Source organism: Peribacillus sp. NPDC101480, from assembly GCF_050277335.1.
Classification (GTDB): domain Bacteria; phylum Bacillota; class Bacilli; order Bacillales; family DSM-1321; genus Peribacillus.
Genome location: NZ_JBNNSB010000005.1, coordinates 70,375 through 91,267 on the forward strand (window position 1 = coordinate 70,375; position 20,893 = coordinate 91,267).

Sequence of the window (20,893 nt, forward strand, 5' to 3'; positions counted from 1 at the left end):
CCAATTTCACTTTTATTCAGAATCAATTAAAATCCAGTCATCATCCTTGCCTATTATCCCTTTATCAAGGATAAGTCTTGTTTTAAGACGGTATGAAACCCCTCGTTTATAAGGCTCCTTCAATATAGGAAGACAAAAGTTAAAAGGAATTTCATTGCTTTCCCCTGAATTTATCTCCCTTGAAGACAAAATGGTGCTCGTTTTAAGGATCTCTTCCAATCCTGTAGAATGAGTATCCATGATCAAATCACATTCGATCCTCCTTATTCTTTGCGCAAGGGTACCACCCTTAATCAAGAAATACCCATTTATGCATTCACCAGATTTATACGTATTTTTCGGAAGGATTAAATCTATTTGTGCAGAACCTATCCCTAAAAGTAACAAAGATTTTCTCAGTATCAACTAATACACTCCATTTATATTTATTTGTTTTTCTACTAAACCCTCATGTTTATACATTTCCGAAAGGGCAACCTGATCTGGACTACAAAAAAACCTTTACCATTTTGGTAAAGGTTTACTAAAAGAAAATAGACCTTTACCAATAGGTAAGGTCTGGCTAACAACAATATGCTGCCAACAACACCGAGAGCAAAGAGCCCCGTAATGACGACGTTGTTGTAAAAGCTACTCCCCTTTGGAGAATGTATTCAAGTATATAATTTATAATACGGTAGGATTAGAAAGTTTGTCAAACCTTTATATTTTATTTTTTTTAGGCGCTTCCCGGGAAATTCGAATTATTTGTACATATCTTGATATTAATGAAAATATAATGAATCAACTTGTCCCGTTATTGAAAAAGAATGAACTTCTGGGTTTTAAATAGGCCAGTTCGTGGAATATGAAGTATGTAACAGCAGTGACCTTCTATTTAAAACGCCGCTTTCAAAAAGAATAAAATGAACAAACTATGTATATTTAATGGAAAACTAAAATTATATTTAAAAATTAACAAGATTTCTCTTTTACTTGCGCCAATCATGTTGTAATATAAATGTAACAATTGTAATATTTATTAAACTTTCGTTACATAAGTATCCTATTAGGGATTGGGGAGATTAATTATGAAAAAATTTTTAGGTATGCTATTATCCATTATTTTATTTTTCACTCTAAGTGGTCAGGTTACCGCAAAAACGACATCACAGAATTTGTCTGATGCAAATGCATTAAAGATAGCCGATAATGCCAGCAAACATTTTTGGAATGCTTTACATGGATATAAAACCCGTTCATGTTCACAAAAAACTTTCAATTATAAAGGGACAGAGTATTCATACCTTTGCCAAGAGTTTAATACAAAAGATAAATTGACTACCTACTTAGCAGAGACATTTACTAATAATGCAGTTGAAAAGGGTCTGACCAAATATAATTACATTACCCATAAAGGGAAATTAGCCCGTCCAATCGGAGACGGCTTCAGCATGTTGGAGTGGAGAAAAGCAAAAATTAAATTGGTTTATCAAAAACTGAACGTTAGGTCCTACAACTTAACTGTACCTACAGTCGACGGTGAGTCAGTAAAAAGAACGGTTACCTTTTATAAATCCGGATCCACTTGGAAAGTCAATCAGTTCGATGCAGTTCAATAAAAAGTTGGTTTAAATGTAACGCCTCATATGCTGTATAGTTGGTTAAAAACTATATTTCATATGAGGCGTTTTTCTGTTTTCCCTTTTATCTTGAGAAATCTTTTCACATCATGGAACTTTAAAAACAAAAAAACACAGCTAGGTTGCTGTGCCTTAACGGATTTTTGCCTTTCGAAAGCCTTGATAGGAATCATAGGCGGCAAAAAAGATTGTGATGAGTATGAGACCCCAGTAAATCGAGGTTTTCCAATCATCGATTGAGAATAGTGTTTTTTGGTATGCAATGAATTCGGGGTTCAATAAATTAGGATTACTGATGATGATGATGAAGGTCAGAGTGGACAACAGCTGGTATATAGCATGGAATAAAGCTAATTTCAGGGTCCATTGTCTTAAAAATAATTTATAAATCGCCAAGAGAACCCCAATGATAACGACGCAAGATACCGGCAGCCAATAGGTATTCAATACCTCTTGATTAAAAGAAGGTGTTACGAAAATGAGACTGTCATTTCTTTTTTCATAGACGCCTAACAGGTTTGCTGCATTGAAATAAAGGGCCGCGAATACAGAAAGACCTAACAAACTTGCAAATATTTCGATCATGGAAATCGCTTTTTGCTTTGAAATGTTCGGAATATCTTTTAGGTTTTCCGGTGTCCATGGTTTCAAGTCTTTGGTTAAAGGGGACTGATCTTTTGAAGTATCCATGCGTTCTAAAATGACAAATGAGAGCGTCAGCCAGAAAAACACTTGGATACCTGTACTGATGATACCTGATATCGCTTTCCCGATTATGGTGAAAACCGCATCCATAACCGTATTATCACCCATTACCCGAAACGGATTATCCCCTACTAATCCAAAAAGTGAAATGACTGCAGCAATTGGTAAAATCATTTTCAACAGACTGATATAAAAATCATAATAACGCGGTCCAATCAGATGCATCGGCCGATCGCGATAACCACTTGCCAGTGTAACCGGATCTCCTAATTTTAATAGAACCGCTTTCACGTCTTGCTCCGTGTGATCCTCCGGAAGCATATCTGCGATTGTAGATTGAAGCTCAAGCCCAATATCCTCCCGGTTTTTTTCAGGCAGCCTGCGGGTCACTTCCTGAATATAAAGTTCAATCAGCTCCATCTTCTCCCTCTCCTTTTAATAATATATAAAGCTCTTGAGAAGTTTTTTCCCATTCTTCCTTTAACTGAGTGAAGATTTCTCCCCCATAATCACTTAAAGAATAGTACTTGCGCGGTCTACTTTCAGAAGTATCCCAGCTGCTGGTCACCAATTCTTGTTTTTCCAGGCGTCGAAGTAAAGGATATAAAGTACTTTGATCAATGGTAATTCCCGACTTCTCTAAACGCTGGACAAGCGAGTACCCATACTGAGGGGTTTTGAGCTGACTCAGAACAGCTAACGTCAAAGTGCCTCTGCGCAGCTCAGTGGTTAATGAATTCAGTAAAGTGCTCATCCAATCACCTCTTCCCTATACTATGTGACGTACACCATACCTTATACTATGCATCATACACTATTTTAGTTCTTACAACACCATAAAAATTAAAATATATTTAATTTAAAGCATAAAAAAGAGAAGCGTTTCACGCCTCTCCTTTTTCATTATAAATATCACACAAGAATGACCCTTAATATCATGTGATAAATTGGATACAGTGTAAGAACCCTGGGCTGTTTTCAATAAATTAGTCCCTTTGTTAAAAAGACGGAAAAATTTTGCAAGGCTTGATTCATCGTTAAGTAATTTCAGTATTTAGACGGATCCGTGCGACGGGAAGGTAACACTTTGACACAAACATACCGAGTTTGTTTTGGTAGGAAGGGATTATCTTCAAAAGTAAATTCCGTTCCAAGGATATGATGGAAAACTTAAGAAGAAGTTGTCAAAACCCTACTCGGACAATAGATCACTAGTCCGTATCAAGCTAATACGTTCTATCATTTACTAAATGCTACTGTGCAAATTTTAATGTTAACCTTTTTATGTGATAGCGCTATAAGACATCCATGTAAAGCTAAAGCTTTTCCCGGCTTGATCTTATTGCTTTATTAAATATTCTATTATCGCTTGAAAAGCATCTATTCCCTCTGAATCAGGAGAATGATAGGAAGATAATTTTACAATCACCGTATCAGCTTTTGGTGCAATGTGTATTCGCTGGTCAAACTTCCCTCTAGCTGAATATCCGCCGTATGGATCATGGCTAACCCACCATTTATTATGATAGGAGAATCCTGTAAGATAATGATGAGTACTTTCCGCAAAATATTTTTGATTCCCTCCTTTTTGAATTCCCCTTATCAAATGTTCCGGAATAATTTGTTGGCCATTGTAGTAACCATTGTTGCGCATCATTTCGCCAAATCGTGCCAAATCACGCAATGTTGCCCGCATACCGCCGCTGGCTATATCCGTACCGATTTTATCCAAGTGCATGAGCGCGTTTTCTTCTACCCCCAATTTGGACCAGATGAATTCTTGAATTAATTCTGCTAAGTTTTTCCCTGTCAAGCGTTTGACAATCCATCCCAATGTTTCTGATTGTCCGTTTTCATACTTAAATACAGTACCAGGCAATTTATCTTTTTTGCTCGATAACATAAATTCGTATAGGTTTTCAGGCCCATTATAGTTATCAGGTTTTGGTATTGAACCGGATGCAATGAAAATCGGTGTCCCACGGCCTATTCCCATTGGCGTGTCAACTTCCATATATTTCACAGGAACTTGCATATCAAGCAATTGCTGAACAGTTCCCTCACCAAGTCCTGTTCCTTCTAACTCAGGAATGTAGAAGGAAGCTTTTTTATTTAAATCCAATAATCCTTCATTAGCAAGCAAACTAACAATCAGGCCGACAAATGATTTTGTAACCGAGTTCAAAGCATGCGGCAGAAACGATTTATAGCCGTAAAAATAGTTCTCGTACAAAACTTTTCCTTTATGCATCACTAAAAAAGCATCAGTATTCGTTCTCTCGAGATACGCTAAAACACTTTCAGCATTAGTAACGTTTATTTTTGCTAAATCTAATGAATCTTTGGCATATGATAAAGGGGTGGGCCTATGGTTACCTCTCCAGATGATACGGCTGGGACTCAGTTCACCGATCTGACAATACCCTCGCAAATTTTTTTTTGAAGTAAACCAATTATCCTTAGTCACGATATCGTCTGAATTTGTCGGAAAAACCTTCATTTCATTCGTTGTAATGGACTTCATGACAATCCCTCCTGTTTTTTATTTCTTTAAAAAGATTGCTCTATAAGCACATCTTCTTTTGTTTCTTTAACTTTATTTTTAATCGTTAATGATGCAATTGCCCCTGCCAATGCAGCAGTGATTAAAAACCAGGAAGCGGCATTATATGAACCGTTGAAAAGAGTAAGGATAAACCCAATGACGACGGGGGAAATTCCTCCGGCAATTTGTCCGCCAAAACTGACAAGACCTGTTATAGACCCAGTTAATTCCTTTGATGAGTATTTAATGACAATCGTGTAAAGGGAGGTTCCGATAAACGCAATGGAAATTGCATTAAAGGTCATATAAACAATCCCTAGGGAAACAGACGTTGCATTAAACATCATAAAAAGAAAGAAACCAGAAGATATGGATCCTGCTATGGCCAAATATTTTTCTTTTCCCACCATATATTTATCTAATATCAATCCGCTGACATTAAACATAAGAAAGGAAGCAATATAAGGGATTGACATTAAAGCACTTGCTGACAACAAATCTAACCCTTTACTAACCCAATAGGACGGCATCCAGGAGATCATTCCCCAATTCACGATATTGGAAAAGAATTTTGCAATGAAGATTTGCCAAAAGTTATTGGTTTTAAATACCTTTTTATAAGAAGGTGCCTTCTTTGGAATCTGATCCTCGTTACAGATTTGTACCTCTACAGGAGTTTTTAGATGGACCCAAAGTGCCCATGCGATTAAAACGCCAATACACCCAATACTGACAAACATCGATCTCCATCCAATGGAAGCTATTAAAATTCCTATCATTACAGAACCGATCGCTCCGCCGAACGTTTGTCCAGAAAGAAAAAATGAACTTACTCTTCCTCTTTCATTTTCGGGGAAGTAATCAGAAATCGAACGCATACTGGCTGGAAATACACTTCCTTCCCCCATACCAAATAGGAAACGTAAAAAAAGTAGTGAGGCAAATGACCAAGCAAGACTCGTAAGTGCCGTAAAAAGCGAAAATGCTAAAACGGAAAAGACCAACACTTTTCGTGAACCGTACTTATCGGTAAGCCACCCTCCTATTGGATGCATCAAAGCGTAACTGAAAAAGAAGATACTTAAAACCAATCCTGATTCAAAAGAGTTAAGGTGCAGGGCTTTCTGAATGGGAATGATTGCTACATTTATCGACGCTTTATCAATATAACTTATTGCCATTCCGACAAATAGGAGAGTGATAATAATAGATTTACTCTTTTTATTGGTCGTATATGCTTGCATTCCATTCGCTCCTTTTTAAGGTATGGCTATGATTTGGACCTTTTGAGGTAATCATCACCACTGTTCGCCGTTATCATACCTATACTTATTCAATAATAAAACTTGAAATGGAAGGGCTTTCATTTTTTCTTGCAAAATATCTTATAAATAATAGACCAACCAAAGTTGGTAAAAGACATAATCGGTATGTCTACTGCATTTTATATTTACTAATTTACTAGACGTGCCGTTCCTTCCCAGAATACTCAAACAAAGTGAATTCACCTTCATTTCTTATTTTTTTAGCAATTCTATTGCAATCACCTTTTTTGGACTTCCGTTGTCCCATTAAAATTCTAAACATTCTTATGTCTCTGTACATTTTCTCGACAGGATGTCCTTTCATTAGTCCATGCCCCCAAAAGATTTGTACAGCTTTGTCGGCAACTCGATTTGCGACCTCTGAGGAAAAAACTTTAACCATGGATGAGCTCCTCTTACCTCTTCACCGTTATCAATCTTTTCTAACACATCGTAGAGCATGCAGCGCGCGGCGTATATTTCCGTTGCCATTTCCGGGCAGCATATGTTGAATCGCTTGAAATTCTCCAATCGGCTGTTCGAACTGAATTTAATGTTCCGCCTATTTCCACTAATACGTGCCCCCATAAAGCTACACTTGATTTTGCCAATTCCTCTATTACACATAGCCCTTTCAGTCTAAGTGCTTGCCCTCCTGACTCTTTCGGAAGGCTACTGCCGTAAAACCCCAGTTCCTACGACCGTTTTCTGACCCATTTAATTTGTTCCATTGAAATTTCTTTCTCTGCATCAATTTCGTGTTCCTTTTCAAACGGTAACAACTCATTGTGAATAAATTGAAGCAGACTTTTCCTTAATTCTTCAACATTTTCTATTTGTACTGCATCCTGCATCCTGTACTCCTTTCCAACTGGTACAAAAGAAGAAAATTCACTTTTTTAACGCAATTTTAATATTTTCAATATTCTAAATTTTATTTTAAATATGATTGTAAATAAAGTAAAATAGCTATATATCATATATACTTGAATGGAATTCATATTAAGGAGGGATAATTGTGCATCTAGAACAATTAAAATATATTGTAGAAGTGGCTAAAACTCGTTCTATTTCCATCGCTGCACAAAATCTTCATGTTTCCCAATCCACCATTAGCAAGGCGATTACCCATTTGGAGCGAGAATTAAGCATAAATTTGTTTACACGTTCACGGTTAGGCGCCCTCCCGACAGCAGAAGGGAAAAACATCATTAAAAAAGCGTATGAGATTGTCATAAAGCTTGAAGAAATACAGGAAGAAGCACAAACGCAAACCTCCTTAATAAACGGAGAATTTAATTTATCGGCAAGCCCCAGCTTATTTATGCCGATTTTACTCAAAACGTTAGCAATCTTTAAAAAAGACTATCCTAATTTCAAGGTTATCATGACCGAAAAAAAATCACCCAATATTATGGAAGATCTTATTCAAGGGAAAATTGATATTGGATTAGCGATGATCGATGAAGTAGATTGGAATGCTCATGAAGAGCTGGTTTATGAAACCTTATTAGAAGGGAGGGTTATGGTATGTGTCAGCCAACATTCACCATTTGCGTTCAGTGATCATATCACTCCTGAGGAGCTAATCGATGAAACCATCGTGATGTATGATGAGGGAATATGGAAGGATTCCATTTCAGCATATATGAATAGATACGGACCGATGAATATTTTATTTGCTTCTAACAATACCGAAGTCATAAAAAAAGCCGTTTCAGAAGGATTGGCGATCAGCTTTTTGATGGATATCGCACTAAAGGATGATCATTATGTAAAAAGTGGAGAAATTATTCCAATCCCTTTAATCAATATTGAACCTAGCCTCAGATCCTTCGGATGGGTCCGGTCAAAGAATAAACACTTTTCTTTAGCAGCAAGAGAGTTTTTAAAATATCTCAAATTACATATCTCTAAATTAGAATGAGGTATTACTATTACTCGCAATCCTCTGTAGAAATTCAAAAAGTTTTAAGAATAACATGCTACTAAGTACTATTTTTCAAATGCGAATTAATCCATTTCTATAAAAATTAGGAAAAAGAGGATTCACGATTACAGTGTCCATGACCATTTGCTTTTAGAAGAATTATCCATGGTCAGAATGTTGGAACAATATGGCAGTGTACCTTTAATTCAGGTATGTAACATAATAAATCGGCATGCAGTTAAGGGGTGAGTCCGTTTATCCTTCAATTGAGGCTACTGTTCCACCAGTCGTAATCAACATTAATTTTTTCAATGATAATGATTCCCCTATCTATTTACTACAATATGTTTTCAAAGAAAGTATTCAATTCGCATACATTCCATGTTTTATATTAATAAATATAATAATTCAAGATTAAAATGCTTAATTTTTGTACATCATTCAATTTTTGAATCACAGAATGGTTTTTGCTTCCTGAATCTAAGCTGAGTTATGAATTTTTTCATTGAGATACTTAATTACAACATTGATGTTTAAGCGTAAAAACCCGTATTCATCAACGTATTTATATGTTTTTAAAGAGAATATTATAGTTTTGCTAATGTTTTTATATACGTGAATCATTTCGTGAAATAAAGTAGAATAATATTCTTCTGCAATTTTAAAATCTTTAATTGAAACAATTGATTTTATGCCATGTCGGAAAATATAACGCCTGTCCAGAATAAAAACATACAAAATCCTTAAAATTTATCAGGCAAAAAAAGCGATCCATCCAATCTAAGAACCGCATTATTCCATTTAACTTTTTCTTATTCAACTAAACTGTCCCTCAATAAAAAAACTGTCTTAAAGACAGTTCCGATCTCATGATACTAAAAAAATTTTCCATAACATCGTTATCGTAACAACTCCCTCTATAAGACACACTCTGTGTAATGCCATGCTCCTAGAGGATTTGTTCAATAGCAAGGCATCGTCACCAATTTTATAAAATGCCCACCGTTAACTAAATAGGAATTCTTATAAACCTTGAGGACTAATTTCTTAAGCTAATTATTTATTACGAATCCATTCAAAAATTTCCAATTGTTTCAAGCTCTCTTCATTTAGATCCCTTTCTTTATATCTTTAAGTTCTTTTAGATAACAATTAATTACCCCCTATTTTTGACTGCCCCAAAAAAGCCCGCATTACTTGTTCGGCTGAAACTTCCAACAATTCAGCACCTCTTTCCATGGCTTCCTTTAAAGTCATAGGAGCGTTCACCAAACTGTGAACACTAGTTATTCCATGGTCATATAAAACTTCAATACCTGTTCCTATCGATCCAGCCAAAACAAATACGGGAATACCATGCTTTTTAGCTTCTTGTGCAACTCCCATTGGTGTTTTGCCCGAAACAGTCTGGTAATCGATTTGACCCTCACCCGTAAAAACACAATCGGCATCGGACATTCTTTCACCCATTTTCGTGTACTCCATAACAATATCGATGCCCCTTTTTGTTTCTGCACGGAAAAAGGCTTGAAATGCACCACCAATTCCACCTGCAGCACCAGCACCAGCTTTATCATGCAAGTGTATGCCTGTCTTGATTTCCACCAAATCAGCCCAAGATGATAAAGCTTTATCAAGCAATTCAACCATGTCAGGAGTCGCCCCTTTTTGGGGTCCGAATACAATTGATGCCCCATCGGGACCGACTAATGGATTTTGGACATCCGAGGCAATCAAAAACTCGGAATCTGCTATTCTGGAATCAAATTCATCCGTATTAATTTCTGATATCCGCGATAATTCGGCACCCCCGAATCCCAGCGATTTACCATTTTCATCAAACACCTTGATTCCCAAAGCCTGGAGCATACCGACACCGCCATCATTGGTAGCGCTTCCACCTACTGCTAAAATAAACTTTCGACAGCCATCATTCAATGCCTTTTGAATAAGCTCCCCTGTTCCGTATGTAGTAGTGATCAATGGGTTCAACTCATCTGGATCGATTAGGCACAGACCTGATGCACTGGCCATTTCAATCACGCATGTTTCCTGATCGCCCAATATTCCATACGCTGCCTGAACGTCTTCAAGTAAAGGCCCCTTAACTGTCGCTTCAACTTTTCGCCCATTCGTAGCTGCCACAAGACTATCCAGCGTACCTTCCCCGCCATCCGCTGCAGGAATCAATTCTGTCTTCGCATCCGGCAGTGCCTTCTTGACCCCTCGCTCGATTGCTTTGGAGGCTTCTAACGCTGACAAACTTCCTTTATAGGAATCTGGTGCAATTACAATTTTCATGCTCAATCCCCCTTGAATATATTTCAATTTAATTATAATCCCCGGAAATATTTTAATCATATACAAAAAATGATTTTATGGTAAGTTTTCTGTTATATTCCCAACTTCCAAAGTATAATGCTTAGGGCTTAAACTACCGCCCCCCTTTTCATGATAACTCATAGCAAGGACTGAAAACGGGAAAGCCTTTAGTCATTCACGAAAATGATCGTCATCAATGGGTGGGTGTCCTGCCAGGAATACGAATCGATTCGGGCATTGAAGAAAAGGTGTCATACATATTCCACTCTTTCCGGGAAGCTGAATCAGCTTTTACGATATAACTGAGGTGGAAAACAAAGACTCTGTTGGAAAGGATAGATGGGCGGACTAAACCGAAATTTCCAAGAAAGATTTGTAGGCAGTTTATCTGAAAAGTTGTTCAGGACACTGCAAAAATTAACTTAAATATCGGGAGTATAAATCCAATAAAAATCAACTAATCCACGGTTGCTGCATTATGCCATAACTTTACAGTTAGCCATTTGGGTAAGCCAATCGAAAAGGAGAAGTTGAAAGAAATTGTGAGGACAATATTGCCTATTTAAATTATTTTCGTTTCATCCCTATAAAAACCTTGCGTTGGAATTCTGTATAATTGATCGAATTACCGAGTAGATTAAAAATACATGATTTTTTTTGCATATCAGGAGGGATTGAATGAGTGGCATCGCAAATCTTTTAATTATCCTTGGATTTACCGTTATTTTCATCATCATTATCGTTTTGGTTTTACTATTACTTTATATGATTTTCTTTGATCGCACGCAGAAGCATCATGCAATTTTAAGGAATTACCCCGTGCTTGGGAGAATTCGTTACTTTCTGGAAAAAATCGGTCCTGAAATGCGGCAATATTGGTTTAACAGTGATAACGAAGGAAAACCCTTTTCCCGGGATGACTATGAACATATGGTGAAAAGTTCAAAATATTTACGGGATGTCATAGGTTTTGGCTCAAAACGGGATTTTGATGAAGAAGGCTTCTTTGTTAAAAACAGTATGTTTCCAAAATTGGCCGAAGAAGAAAAATACGATCGAGAAACAAAAGTGACGACTAAAAGATATATTCTAGTAAAAGACCCGCTTTTCTCACAGCGAGAGGAAAAATGGGGAGATGAAGTATCCTCTGCGTTCTTATTGGATGATGAGGATGCCGTAATCATCGGCCCAAACACCAAGAATCCCTTTCGATTAAAAGGGCTTATCGGCATGTCCGCCATGAGTTATGGTTCTTTAGGGAAGAACGCTATCACTGCCCTTTCTGAGGGATTGGCTGCAGCTAAAGGCACATGGATGAATACAGGGGAAGGCGGACTTTCTCCTTATCATTTAATCGGCGGTGTGGATATAATCATGCAAATCGGTCCAGCCATGTTTGGGGTTCGTGATAGTATCGGCGAAATGGATTGGGATGAGTTAAAAAGAAAAAGTGAAATACCCGAAATCAAAGCATTTGAAATCAAATTGGCTCAAGGTGCCAAAACTCGCGGAGGGCATATCGATGCTGAAAAAGTGAATCCGGAAATCGCTGAGATCCGCAAGGTCGTACCGTTCAAAGCGATTGATAGTCCGAATCGGTTTCATCAATTCAATGACGTAGAATCCATGTGCGATTTTATCGAAAAAATCAGGGAACATACAGGCATCCCGGTCGGCATCAAAATGGTCATCGGTGGCAATGACAGTGTTGAAGAGCTTGCTAGCTACATGAAAGAAACCGGGAAAGGTCCGGATTTCATTTCCTTGGATGGCGGTGAAGGCGGCACGGGTGCATCTTACCAGGAATTGATCGATAGCGTAGGATTACCGATAAAATCCGCTTTGCCGATTTTAGTATCGACATTGGAAAAATACGGTGTCCGCAATCGCGTTAAAATCATCGCCTCCGGTAAATTGTTCACGCCTGATAGAATAGCGATAGCTCTAGCCATGGGAGCCGACCTTGTTAACATAGCTCGAGGTTTCATGATTGCGATAGGATGTATACAGACGATGAAATGTCAATCCAATGCTTGTCCTGTCGGGGTAGCAACCACTGATCCGGAATTGCAAAAGGCACTTGTCATTGATGAAAAGAAATACCGTGTGGTCAACTTTCTTGTTACGCTTAGAAAAGGATTATTTAGAATCTCAGCCGCTGCTGGTTTAGATTCGCCGATCCATTTTCAACCTAAGCACATTAGCTATAAGGACGATAAAGGCATTGTCACTTCCCTTGAAGATATTATGAACGAAGTTAAGGGACAAATAGGTGTCAGGCAATGAAAAAACCACCGCCCAAGTTGTTTGATGGGCGGTGGTTTTTTATCAATGAAGCCATTATTCAAGCAAGTAATCGAATATCCCCTTGCCTCCACTTTTCCCTTCCCCATAGCGATAATGATACATAAGTTGCAGCAATATAAGCCGTTTTAGACGACATGAGATAAAATCAGTTTCGATACGTTATCATTCAAAATATCAAATGGATTGATAATACCATTTACCATCACGTTTAAACTTTCTGCATTGGTCATTTAAAAGAAGGTATTCTAGGTGTGCCAATGTTTCACCAACAGCAAACCTGGTCTCGTGAATGGACAGATTTCTAAATAAGATCTGGCAAGCACTATTTACTGAAATCGGCTCTTTCATGTTTTCATGAATAACATGCAAACGGTCCTGATGGTGTTCCAACAATTCAAAAATTCTTTTATTGGCATTTTGAAACGGTTTCCCATGTGAAGGGATGACATATTCAACATCCAGCTTTTGTATTTTTTTCAAAGAATTAAAAAACTCTTCCAATGGGTTGCTGAAACCTTTAAACCAATAAGAAATATTTGGAGATATCCTAGGCAATATATGATCTGTCGAAAAAAGGACACTTTTTTCCTTATTGTATAAGGATATCAAGCCATCAGAATGTCCCGGCGTGAAAATCACTTCATACTCATATTTGCCAAAGTGCAGTTTCATTCCTTCTTCAAGATGATGATTTACGGTAGGATAGGGTTTTACTTGTGGCATGAATCCTCTTTCGTCACTGGATAAGGCCACGGATAAATCGTCTTCCATACCACATGCTTTATAATTTTCTTTAAGCAGATTCAGCGAATCGGCTTCCCAATACGTAGTTCCCGCATGTTCATCCACTTGTGTCATCCAAACATCCGCACCGGTCAATTGTTGTAATGTCCCTGCATACCCGAAATGATCAGGGTGATAATGGGTGATTATAATATCGGTAATATCGTGTTTTTCGATAATCGGGTTCCATAAATCCCTTGTCGTTTTGTTATTTAATCCCGAATCAATGATTGTCCACCCTTTTTCACCTTCCGCTAGGAAACAATGGACATGATCCAACCTAAAAGGCAATGGAATGGTAACTTGAGTTACTTTCAGTTCATTCAGCAAGTATAACTTCCCCTTCCGATGTAACTTCATTTACATAAAACAAAAAATCGAAATTGCTAAAAACAAAACATTTAAGTTTATTAAATAAATGTATATCATTAATCAATTCGACGAATTTTTTCAATTTCCTGTTATCAATATCCAGAGCCAGCGATTAAAATCCAGAAGCAAAGCCTAGGGGCATTGGTTAAATCAAGAAATAAAAAAAACCGCCATTAAAATTTATGGCGGCACCTCGTTTTACATATTTTCCTCGATTGTTTGAACAAGGATAAAAAGAAAATGATAGATTAAATTAAAAGCTTCCTCTAATGTCATGTCTTCTCGGAATCCTTTAATGTTATCCAAGGCTAAATTAACATCCCATAGCCCGTCGCCCTGGTTAAACATTAAACTGAACGAACCTATTTCAGCTTGAAGTTCCTTAGTTAAATACGTTTTTAAAACTTCTCCCATTTTTTTCTGGAATTTCAATCCGAACATCGCGTTATACGTACCAAAAACATCATCGACTTCTAAAGAAAGTGCCTCAACACCGATTAATTCGAACCATTGTGATTCAAAGTAAAGGAATTCATCTTTGTTATTTTTCAAATACTCGATCGGTTGTGATAAAAATGCAGAGTTCTCTTCAGAGATTAACTCTTCGCTCTCTTTATTACTTCGCTCCATATAAGCATCTGTAAAACGGGATGCATTTTCTTTTTCCACTAAAATGATATCATCGGCGATTAATTTATGCTTTTCGACATAATCCTTTTCTTCTTTAAATAACTCAACCTTGTTTTCGATTACGGATTTTGATATGTATGATTCCATTTGTTTTTTTAGCATGATATGTCCTCCTAGTATCTTTTCAAGCTTTCGCAATATCAATCATAGCATATTCACTATAGATAAAATAACTTTGTGAAAGAAATTACAATATCAGTTGTGGCAATCATTTCGTGTCTTCGATATAGTAGTGGTAAGCGTTTATACATATGAGAGAAATGAGATGTTGAATCATGCAAAAAATCATTGTAGTTGGTGCAGGAATTTTGGGAGCTTCCACTGCCTATCAGTTGGCTAAAAATGGGGTTGAAGTGATCATTATTGACCGACAAGATATCGGTCAGGCAACATCTGCAGCTGCAGGAATCGTTTGCCCTTGGATTTCGCAAAGACGCAACCAAGCTTGGTATCTCCTTGCCAAAAATGGTGCGGCTTTTTATCCGGGTTTAATTGAAGAACTTGAACGGGACGGGGAAACCGAGACTGGGTATGCCCAGGTCGGAGCTATAAGTTTACATACCGCTGAAGATAAACTGAATGCCATGAAGAACCGGGCTGCAAAACGGAAAGAAGATGCACCGGAGATCGGGACGATCACAATACTTTCTGCAGAGGAAACACGTGCCTTATTTCCGCCTCTTTCCAGTGAATATGCAGCCGTTCACGTGAGTGGTGCGGCCCGGGTGGATGGACGCGCACTACGTGATTCCTTATTGCGGGCATCACAAAAAAACGGTGCAAAACTTATGTATGGTGAGGCCATACTTACATATAACGGTGCACAAGTGACAGGTGTAACACTGGGAGATGAATTCATATCTGCCGATAAAGTGATTGTTTGTGCTGGCGCTTGGGCACCGCAATTACTGAAGCCACTCGGCGTGAATTTTCAAGTCACCTTCCAAAAGGCTCAAATCATTCATCTGGAAACGCCAAATGACAATACTAATGACTGGCCTGTAGTCATGCCTCCCAGTGATCAATATCTTTTGGCTTTCGATAATAATAAAATCGTTGCTGGGGCGACTCACGAAAATACGGAAGTTTTCGATACTCGAATGACCGCAGGAGGACTCCAGGAGGTTTTCGATAAAGCCTTGCAAACCGCTCCCGGTTTGACAGATAGTACGTTTGTTGAAGCAAGGGTCGGATTTCGTCCATTCACGCCGGGATTCCTTCCGGTCATTGGTCCTTTGCCTGACTGGGAAGGAATAATCGTAGCCAATGGTCTTGGAGCATCCGGTTTAACAATGGGCCCATATATAGGCTCACTATTGGCAAATCTCGCACTTGATAGAAAAATTGAAATCGATATAGAAAATTATGATGTCAGAGGTGCTCTATAAATTTAGCTTCCCATTACCTAACTTGCTTTATGAACTTCGACTGATCTGAAAATTACTAGATCAGTTTTTTTCAAATGGTCCTTTTCATAAGAAAAACCAAGGACCTTTAATGGGTCCTTGATTCAGACTGTAGACAAACTCGAGGAAAATCGAGTTTGTCTATTTTTTATGGCTTGTACAATTTGGACGTTAATTTACACTCCAGGCACTCGCTTTCCGCGGGCGGTTGGGGAGCCTCCTCGGCTTTTGCCTGCGGTGTCTTCCCTATACGCGCTTTTCCCGCAGGAGTCTCGTACCTTCCGTTCCAATCAACTTTGCTTTAACTCTTAGATAGAACACTTTTGCCTAGGGTCATTTTTGTTTTAAAATAGAAGTATTAAAACTTGAGGTGATGAAGATGCTTTCTAAACATGATTCTATTCAGCGAGATCAACTTGAAATGATTACTTTAGATCGACTGGTGCCGGCGAACCATTTGGTTCGTAAAATGGAGGCTTCCATTGACTTCACTTTCATTTATGACTTGGTGAAAGATATGTATTCAAAGTTAGGACGCCCAAGTATTAATCCAGTATTTTAGTTGAATTGACATTTATTCAATGTACATTCGGTATTCGTTCCCTGGGTAAACGATTTATATGGCTTACCGCTGGTTCTTAGGCTATGGTTTTCATGATAAAGTACCTCCTACTCCACGTTCGGAAAAAATCATGCTGTTCTTTGAAATGAAAAAATAAGAATCTTCAATTTCAATTTATTTCATTTATTTATTAATATCTGATTCACTTACTTCTTCATAAATAACTTTTAACTCTTCAATAGTAAGTGATTTTAAAAATTCCTCTAGTTCATCCATTTTAATGCCTCCTATAATAAAGAACATTTGTTCTTATTATAATCCCCAAAATATCACTAGTAAATAGTTAATTTTACCATTGAGCATACAGCCCCCTATTTAACCAACGGTCATTCCCTTTGAAAAATAGTGCTGTAACATCATTTTCATTTGCTCTTTATTTGCTGCAAATTGCTTATGACGATGACCATTTCCTCCAGATGGATGAGGAAATCCTAGTAGCATGTTGTTAGCATCCAAATAATTCTGACCTGCTAAATAATTTAAGACCTTGGAAACATTAACGCCTAAAGGAATAATAAGCGGGCTTTCAATCGTACCTATTTCGGCAGCAAAGCCCTCCATTATATTTTTTTTAAGCAACTCGGTCTTTAATATGTTCGGAGTTGTTCCACTGTAGTTTTTACCGTTATAAAAAACTGGATAGGTTAAAACAGAGGTAGTATGAACGAGGTGACTTGCTTCGTTAAAAAGGTCCAGTGCGGACGATATGTTTAAGTATGTGTGTAATCCAAGCTCATCTAACATTTGAATCAAATTTTTTCTCATCGTTCCTTCAAAACTGGAATTCTTTTTTACTTCGTTCAGGATCTCTTCATCACTATGTATAAGCCCTTTTGCATTAATTACTGTAGAATAAGATTTTTTCATTTCATTTGATGTAATCCAGGAGTGATTCCGACAATCACCACTTTTGCCCGTTCATTTACATATTCAAAAGGTGCGTAATAGATTTCGAGCTTCTTCTTTTCATCTCTTTCAAGCAAAAATTGCTCGCTCAGTATCATTTCATCTGTATAGGCAGCAGGTAAAGCATTAATTAAGTTTTTAAATTGCGTAAAAATAGAAAAATTAGCGATCCCCATAAAGTACTATCCCCTCTTTCTATATATTTTGGCCATATCAGTATATCAGAAATTCAGTTTCGCACATTGGAGCATTATGAATCTTTTTGAATCCGTATATTCCTTAACGGAGATTGAAAATACTAGTCGTTTATAAAGTGTTGTTTGATCTCTCCATCATGATAAAAACGTAATGTAGTATGCCTGATGGTACCCTACTTAAAAAGTTTTACTCAGACGAGATAAAGTTAAAAGAATGAACCTTTTCAAAAAAAAAAGATAAATTGCTTCCAACCCTTGGGTTGAAAAGAATTTATCTTAAAAATGGTATTTGGGGATGAAAAAATTTGGGTTTACAAAATGAAACTATTGATTGAATCTTCCGCGCTGGCGAAGCAATTCACGATTCAGGTTCGGATCTTTTTCAAATGCAGCGCGGCCGTGAAGCCAAAATATATTGTTGACGACAACTAAATCTCCAACTGGCAGTTCCAGTTCAAGTACACTTTCATCGTTTTCTAATGAATTGGATAAATCGCGTAAGTATTTGGCTTGTTCAATCGAATCAGGATAAACAAATTGATCGATAAAACATATACCAGGTTTGTTATTATGATTGAAGAAGGTCAATCTTTCAATTTCCTGATCAATGTTCTTGCTTTTCGGTGCCTTATACGTGAATTTCTGGCTTGATAATGGATGATTTACATACATATCAAGCTCTTTCCAATCGTCTAGGTGCAATAAGCGTGATTCGCCACCGCGGGCATTTTGTTCGATCATCTTCATCATCAGTAACCAGTCCGTTGGTTCATCAACAAAGGTTCCGTCCGTATGAAGTGTAAATAAACGATAGGCCTGACGCAAATATGAATCACTGCTATCCGTGTCTTGAACACTAAAACGGGCATAATATTTTCCTGACATGGCATCATGGTTTGGAGTTCCGAGCAAGTATGAAATAGCCGTTGCAAAAATGACATATTCATCTGTATTCTCCGTGACACCCTCCAAGCCAAGGGTGAAGCCGCCGGATTCCCGATCATGAACGATGTTACGAAGCAATTCACCAAAGTCTTCCCCTACTTGATCCAAAAGATATGAAGCAATGATGAGTCGTGCATATGGCGTATATTCCAGATGCTGAACAGACTGATTATCCTTGGATACCGTTTCTAAAAAAGCAGCAATCGCCTCTTTTGAAATTTCAATATGATATAAACGGCTGGATTGAGGGTGAACTTTCACCTCGTATTTTTCTGTTTTCCTTTCAAACTTCGCTCTCTTTTTTTCTGCAATGTTCATGAATGATTCCTCCTGTTATTTGTAATATAGGTGACAAAGTTAACAGGAAATACAAAAAGCCAGTCGCACATGATCCCCAAATAAAATCGGAATCCAACTGTACAACTGGCTTATATTCACTTCACTGCTCTATGCAAATAGAGTCACAGCGAATATGCAGTTTATGTATGATTTATTTTTCCTGTTTCCAATCATTAAGATCTTTACACGATTCTGAAAAGGTATTTTCCAAAAGGTGTTAATGTCATAATATTGGCTTAATTACATTAAAACGTTTTTCCGTAAAAATGTCAACATCTTTTACAAATTATTCTGATAAATCATTTTACTAACTTGGTAGTTTCGTTTTTTCTGCCGCTTTAATTTGCTGAAAATGGAGATCCAGGTCCTTCAAGGCAGCAATCAATGCATTAGCCGCTTTCCCCCGATAATAAGATGTAATCGATTCTATCGCTTCATCAACACCATCATTTAAACTGATCCCTTTTAATAAACGCCCAATAAATTCCCGTCCATGCTCTGTTGCCAGTGTACATGAAGCCTCCAGGACAACACCATATTTAGCATCGACTTCCGCGGTGATGGTCAATGTTTCAAAGACACTTTTCGCCGCCATCCCTTGAGGTAAACGTGCGTGACCTGCAATAAAAATTGTTTTACCATTGAACATGAGGCCTCTTCCTCTCTTTAACGAATATTATTTAGTCAATACTGCTTCCAATAAGTGTGATTGTTCCGGAATGCGGGTAACAACCTCTTTTCCAATTTCAATGGAGGCTGTTGCTGCAGGTGACGGTGCATTACAAACATGAATGGTCCGTTTCCCCATTATAATATGAAAATCATCCACCATATTACCATCATCCTGTAACGCCTGTGCCCGGACTCCGGCAGGTGCAGGGATTAAATCATCTTCTTGAATTTCCGGAATCAATTCCTGCAGGCTTTTCGTAAATTGCTTTTTACTAAAAGAACGGACATATTCATCCATCCCTTCCTTCATGAATTTACTGGCCAGTTTCCAAAAACCTTTATAGCTTAAAACTTCAGTTAAATCCTTCGCATTGAAGTCAGTTTTTTTATAACCTTCACGTTTGAAACTTAGTACAGCATTTGGGCCAGCATCTACTTCGCCGCTAATCATCCGTGTGAAATGAACTCCTAGAAATGGAAACTTAGGGTTAGGTACCGGATAAATCAAATGATTGACAAGAAAGCGCTTTTCAGGCTTCAATTTAAAATATTCACCGCGAAACGGGACAATTTTCATATCAGTTTTATACCCCGCGGCTGCTGCGATACGGTCACTGTGCAATCCAGCGCAATTAATGACTATCCTTGCTTTTATTGTCCCGTTGTTCGTAGCGATGATGACTTCATCAGAATCCTCGTCAATCTTCTCCACCTTTGTATTCAGCTTGATTTCACCGCCGTTGCCTCGGATGATATCCGCCATCTTTTCACTTACCTGACGATAATTGACGATGCCGGCTTGCGGGACGCGAATGGCACCAAGTCCATTAACATGTGGTTCAATTTCCTTTAACTCATCCACACCGATTCTTTGGATAGCTAGCTCATTTTGCAAACCGCGTGAAAATAAATCATCTAGAAGGGGCAACTCTTCTGGCTTTGTTGCAACAATGACCTTTCCGCAAATATCATGTTCAATTCCATGCATCCGGCAGAATTCCGTCATTGATTTGCTTCCTTGACGGGCAAACCGTGCCTTGAAACTGCCTGGTTTATAATAAATACCTGAATGGATGACACCGCTGTTATGCCCCGTTTGATGATCTGCAACAACAGCCTCTTTTTCAATGACTACCACTTTAGCATTAGGAAAACGCTGATAAAGTGCCATTCCCGTCGATAAACCTACAATTCCCCCGCCAACAATTGCGAAATCATACACAATT

General features: G+C 37.9%; 20 protein-coding genes and 1 pseudogene. 5 read left to right on the forward strand and 16 right to left on the reverse strand.

The genetic code is table 11. From position 1 onward, the window contains the following. Positions 1-12: 12 nt before the first annotated feature. Positions 13-405: a sporulation protein gene (locus tag ACQKMF_RS17460; RefSeq protein ID WP_230175936.1), complete on the reverse strand. Its 393-nt coding sequence runs from the start codon at positions 403-405 to the stop codon at positions 13-15. 665 nt (positions 406-1,070) lie between these two features. Here ACQKMF_RS17460 and ACQKMF_RS17465 point away from each other — a divergent pair. Next, on the forward strand, positions 1,071-1,601 hold the full coding sequence (locus ACQKMF_RS17465) for an IseA DL-endopeptidase inhibitor family protein (RefSeq protein WP_230175935.1): 531 nt from the start codon (positions 1,071-1,073) through the stop codon (positions 1,599-1,601). 153 nt (positions 1,602-1,754) lie between these two features. Here ACQKMF_RS17465 and ACQKMF_RS17470 read toward each other — a convergent pair whose 3' ends face one another. The 7 genes from ACQKMF_RS17470 to ACQKMF_RS17500 form a co-directional block, all read right to left on the reverse strand. After that, positions 1,755-2,747 carry an HAAS signaling domain-containing protein gene (locus ACQKMF_RS17470; protein ID WP_427574250.1) on the reverse strand — a complete coding sequence of 331 codons (993 nt, stop codon included), beginning with the start codon at positions 2,745-2,747 and terminating at the stop codon, positions 1,755-1,757. After that, positions 2,734-3,081, reverse strand: a complete 348-nt coding sequence (locus tag ACQKMF_RS17475; RefSeq protein ID WP_034306796.1) for a PadR family transcriptional regulator — start codon at positions 3,079-3,081, stop codon at positions 2,734-2,736. Before ACQKMF_RS17475 ends, ACQKMF_RS17470 begins: the two co-directional genes overlap by 14 nt. A 585-nt stretch (positions 3,082-3,666) precedes the next feature. Then, a complete protein-coding gene (locus ACQKMF_RS17480) occupies positions 3,667-4,851 on the reverse strand; it encodes a serine hydrolase domain-containing protein (RefSeq protein ID WP_402937073.1) in 1,185 nt (394 codons plus the stop codon). Positions 4,852-4,877: 26 nt separating this feature from the next. Further along, entirely contained in the window at positions 4,878-6,116 is a 1,239-nt protein-coding gene (locus tag ACQKMF_RS17485; RefSeq protein ID WP_402937075.1) for an MFS transporter, read from the reverse strand. A 217-nt stretch (positions 6,117-6,333) separates the two neighbouring features. Further along, entirely contained in the window at positions 6,334-6,579 is a 246-nt protein-coding gene (locus ACQKMF_RS17490; protein ID WP_427574253.1) for an acyl-CoA dehydrogenase family protein, read from the reverse strand. After that, positions 6,501-6,764, reverse strand: coding sequence for an acyl-CoA dehydrogenase family protein (locus tag ACQKMF_RS17495; protein ID WP_427574496.1), 264 nt, complete (start codon positions 6,762-6,764; stop codon positions 6,501-6,503). Before ACQKMF_RS17495 ends, ACQKMF_RS17490 begins: the two co-directional genes overlap by 79 nt. Positions 6,765-6,871: 107 nt before the next feature. Beyond that, positions 6,872-7,030, reverse strand: coding sequence for a hypothetical protein (locus ACQKMF_RS17500; protein ID WP_402937079.1), 159 nt, complete (start codon positions 7,028-7,030; stop codon positions 6,872-6,874). Positions 7,031-7,194: 164 nt separating this feature from the next. Between ACQKMF_RS17500 and ACQKMF_RS17505 the strand changes: the two genes are divergently transcribed. Then, positions 7,195-8,103, forward strand: a complete 909-nt coding sequence (locus ACQKMF_RS17505) for a LysR family transcriptional regulator (protein ID WP_402937081.1) — start codon at positions 7,195-7,197, stop codon at positions 8,101-8,103. Positions 8,104-9,258: 1,155 nt separating this feature from the next. Here the strand turns inward: ACQKMF_RS17505 and ACQKMF_RS17510 are convergent. Next, positions 9,259-10,407, reverse strand: coding sequence for a glycerate kinase (locus tag ACQKMF_RS17510; RefSeq protein ID WP_427574255.1), 1,149 nt, complete (start codon positions 10,405-10,407; stop codon positions 9,259-9,261). A 699-nt stretch (positions 10,408-11,106) separates the two neighbouring features. Here ACQKMF_RS17510 and ACQKMF_RS17515 point away from each other — a divergent pair. Further along, on the forward strand, positions 11,107-12,714 hold the full coding sequence (locus ACQKMF_RS17515; RefSeq protein ID WP_427574257.1) for an FMN-binding glutamate synthase family protein: 1,608 nt from the start codon (positions 11,107-11,109) through the stop codon (positions 12,712-12,714). A 195-nt stretch (positions 12,715-12,909) separates the two neighbouring features. On the opposite strand, the gene ACQKMF_RS17520 is transcribed toward ACQKMF_RS17515, so the two are convergent. After that, positions 12,910-13,848, reverse strand: coding sequence for an MBL fold metallo-hydrolase (locus ACQKMF_RS17520; protein WP_402937087.1), 939 nt, complete (start codon positions 13,846-13,848; stop codon positions 12,910-12,912). A 240-nt stretch (positions 13,849-14,088) separates the two neighbouring features. Further along, a complete protein-coding gene (locus ACQKMF_RS17525) occupies positions 14,089-14,682 on the reverse strand; it encodes a branched-chain amino acid aminotransferase (RefSeq protein ID WP_101222207.1) in 594 nt (197 codons plus the stop codon). Positions 14,683-14,855: 173 nt separating this feature from the next. Here ACQKMF_RS17525 and ACQKMF_RS17530 point away from each other — a divergent pair, with 173 nt between their 5' ends. Both ACQKMF_RS17530 and ACQKMF_RS17535 read left to right on the forward strand, forming a co-directional pair. Next, positions 14,856-15,968, forward strand: a complete 1,113-nt coding sequence (locus ACQKMF_RS17530) for an NAD(P)/FAD-dependent oxidoreductase (protein ID WP_427574260.1) — start codon at positions 14,856-14,858, stop codon at positions 15,966-15,968. A 397-nt stretch (positions 15,969-16,365) separates the two neighbouring features. Further along, a pseudogene (locus ACQKMF_RS17535) lies at positions 16,366-16,680 on the forward strand (transposase); the annotation flags it as partial. A gap of 243 nt (positions 16,681-16,923) precedes the next feature. Here ACQKMF_RS17535 and ACQKMF_RS17540 read toward each other — a convergent pair. The 5 genes from ACQKMF_RS17540 to lhgO form a co-directional block, all read right to left on the reverse strand. Then, positions 16,924-17,475, reverse strand: coding sequence for a hypothetical protein (locus ACQKMF_RS17540; protein ID WP_427574262.1), 552 nt, complete (start codon positions 17,473-17,475; stop codon positions 16,924-16,926). Beyond that, the gene (locus ACQKMF_RS17545) at positions 17,472-17,690 is read right to left on the reverse strand and encodes a hypothetical protein (RefSeq protein ID WP_427574264.1); all 219 of its coding nucleotides are present in this window, start codon (positions 17,688-17,690) and stop codon (positions 17,472-17,474) included. Before ACQKMF_RS17545 ends, ACQKMF_RS17540 begins: the two co-directional genes overlap by 4 nt. A 345-nt stretch (positions 17,691-18,035) precedes the next feature. Beyond that, on the reverse strand, positions 18,036-18,974 hold the full coding sequence (glaH, locus tag ACQKMF_RS17550; protein WP_101225337.1) for a glutarate dioxygenase GlaH: 939 nt from the start codon (positions 18,972-18,974) through the stop codon (positions 18,036-18,038). 328 nt (positions 18,975-19,302) lie between these two features. Then, positions 19,303-19,644: a DUF3870 domain-containing protein gene (locus tag ACQKMF_RS17555; protein ID WP_053535078.1), complete on the reverse strand. Its 342-nt coding sequence runs from the start codon at positions 19,642-19,644 to the stop codon at positions 19,303-19,305. A gap of 27 nt (positions 19,645-19,671) precedes the next feature. After that, the gene (lhgO, locus tag ACQKMF_RS17560; RefSeq protein WP_101225338.1) at positions 19,672-20,889 is read right to left on the reverse strand and encodes an L-2-hydroxyglutarate oxidase; all 1,218 of its coding nucleotides are present in this window, start codon (positions 20,887-20,889) and stop codon (positions 19,672-19,674) included. Positions 20,890-20,893: the final 4 nt, after the last annotated feature.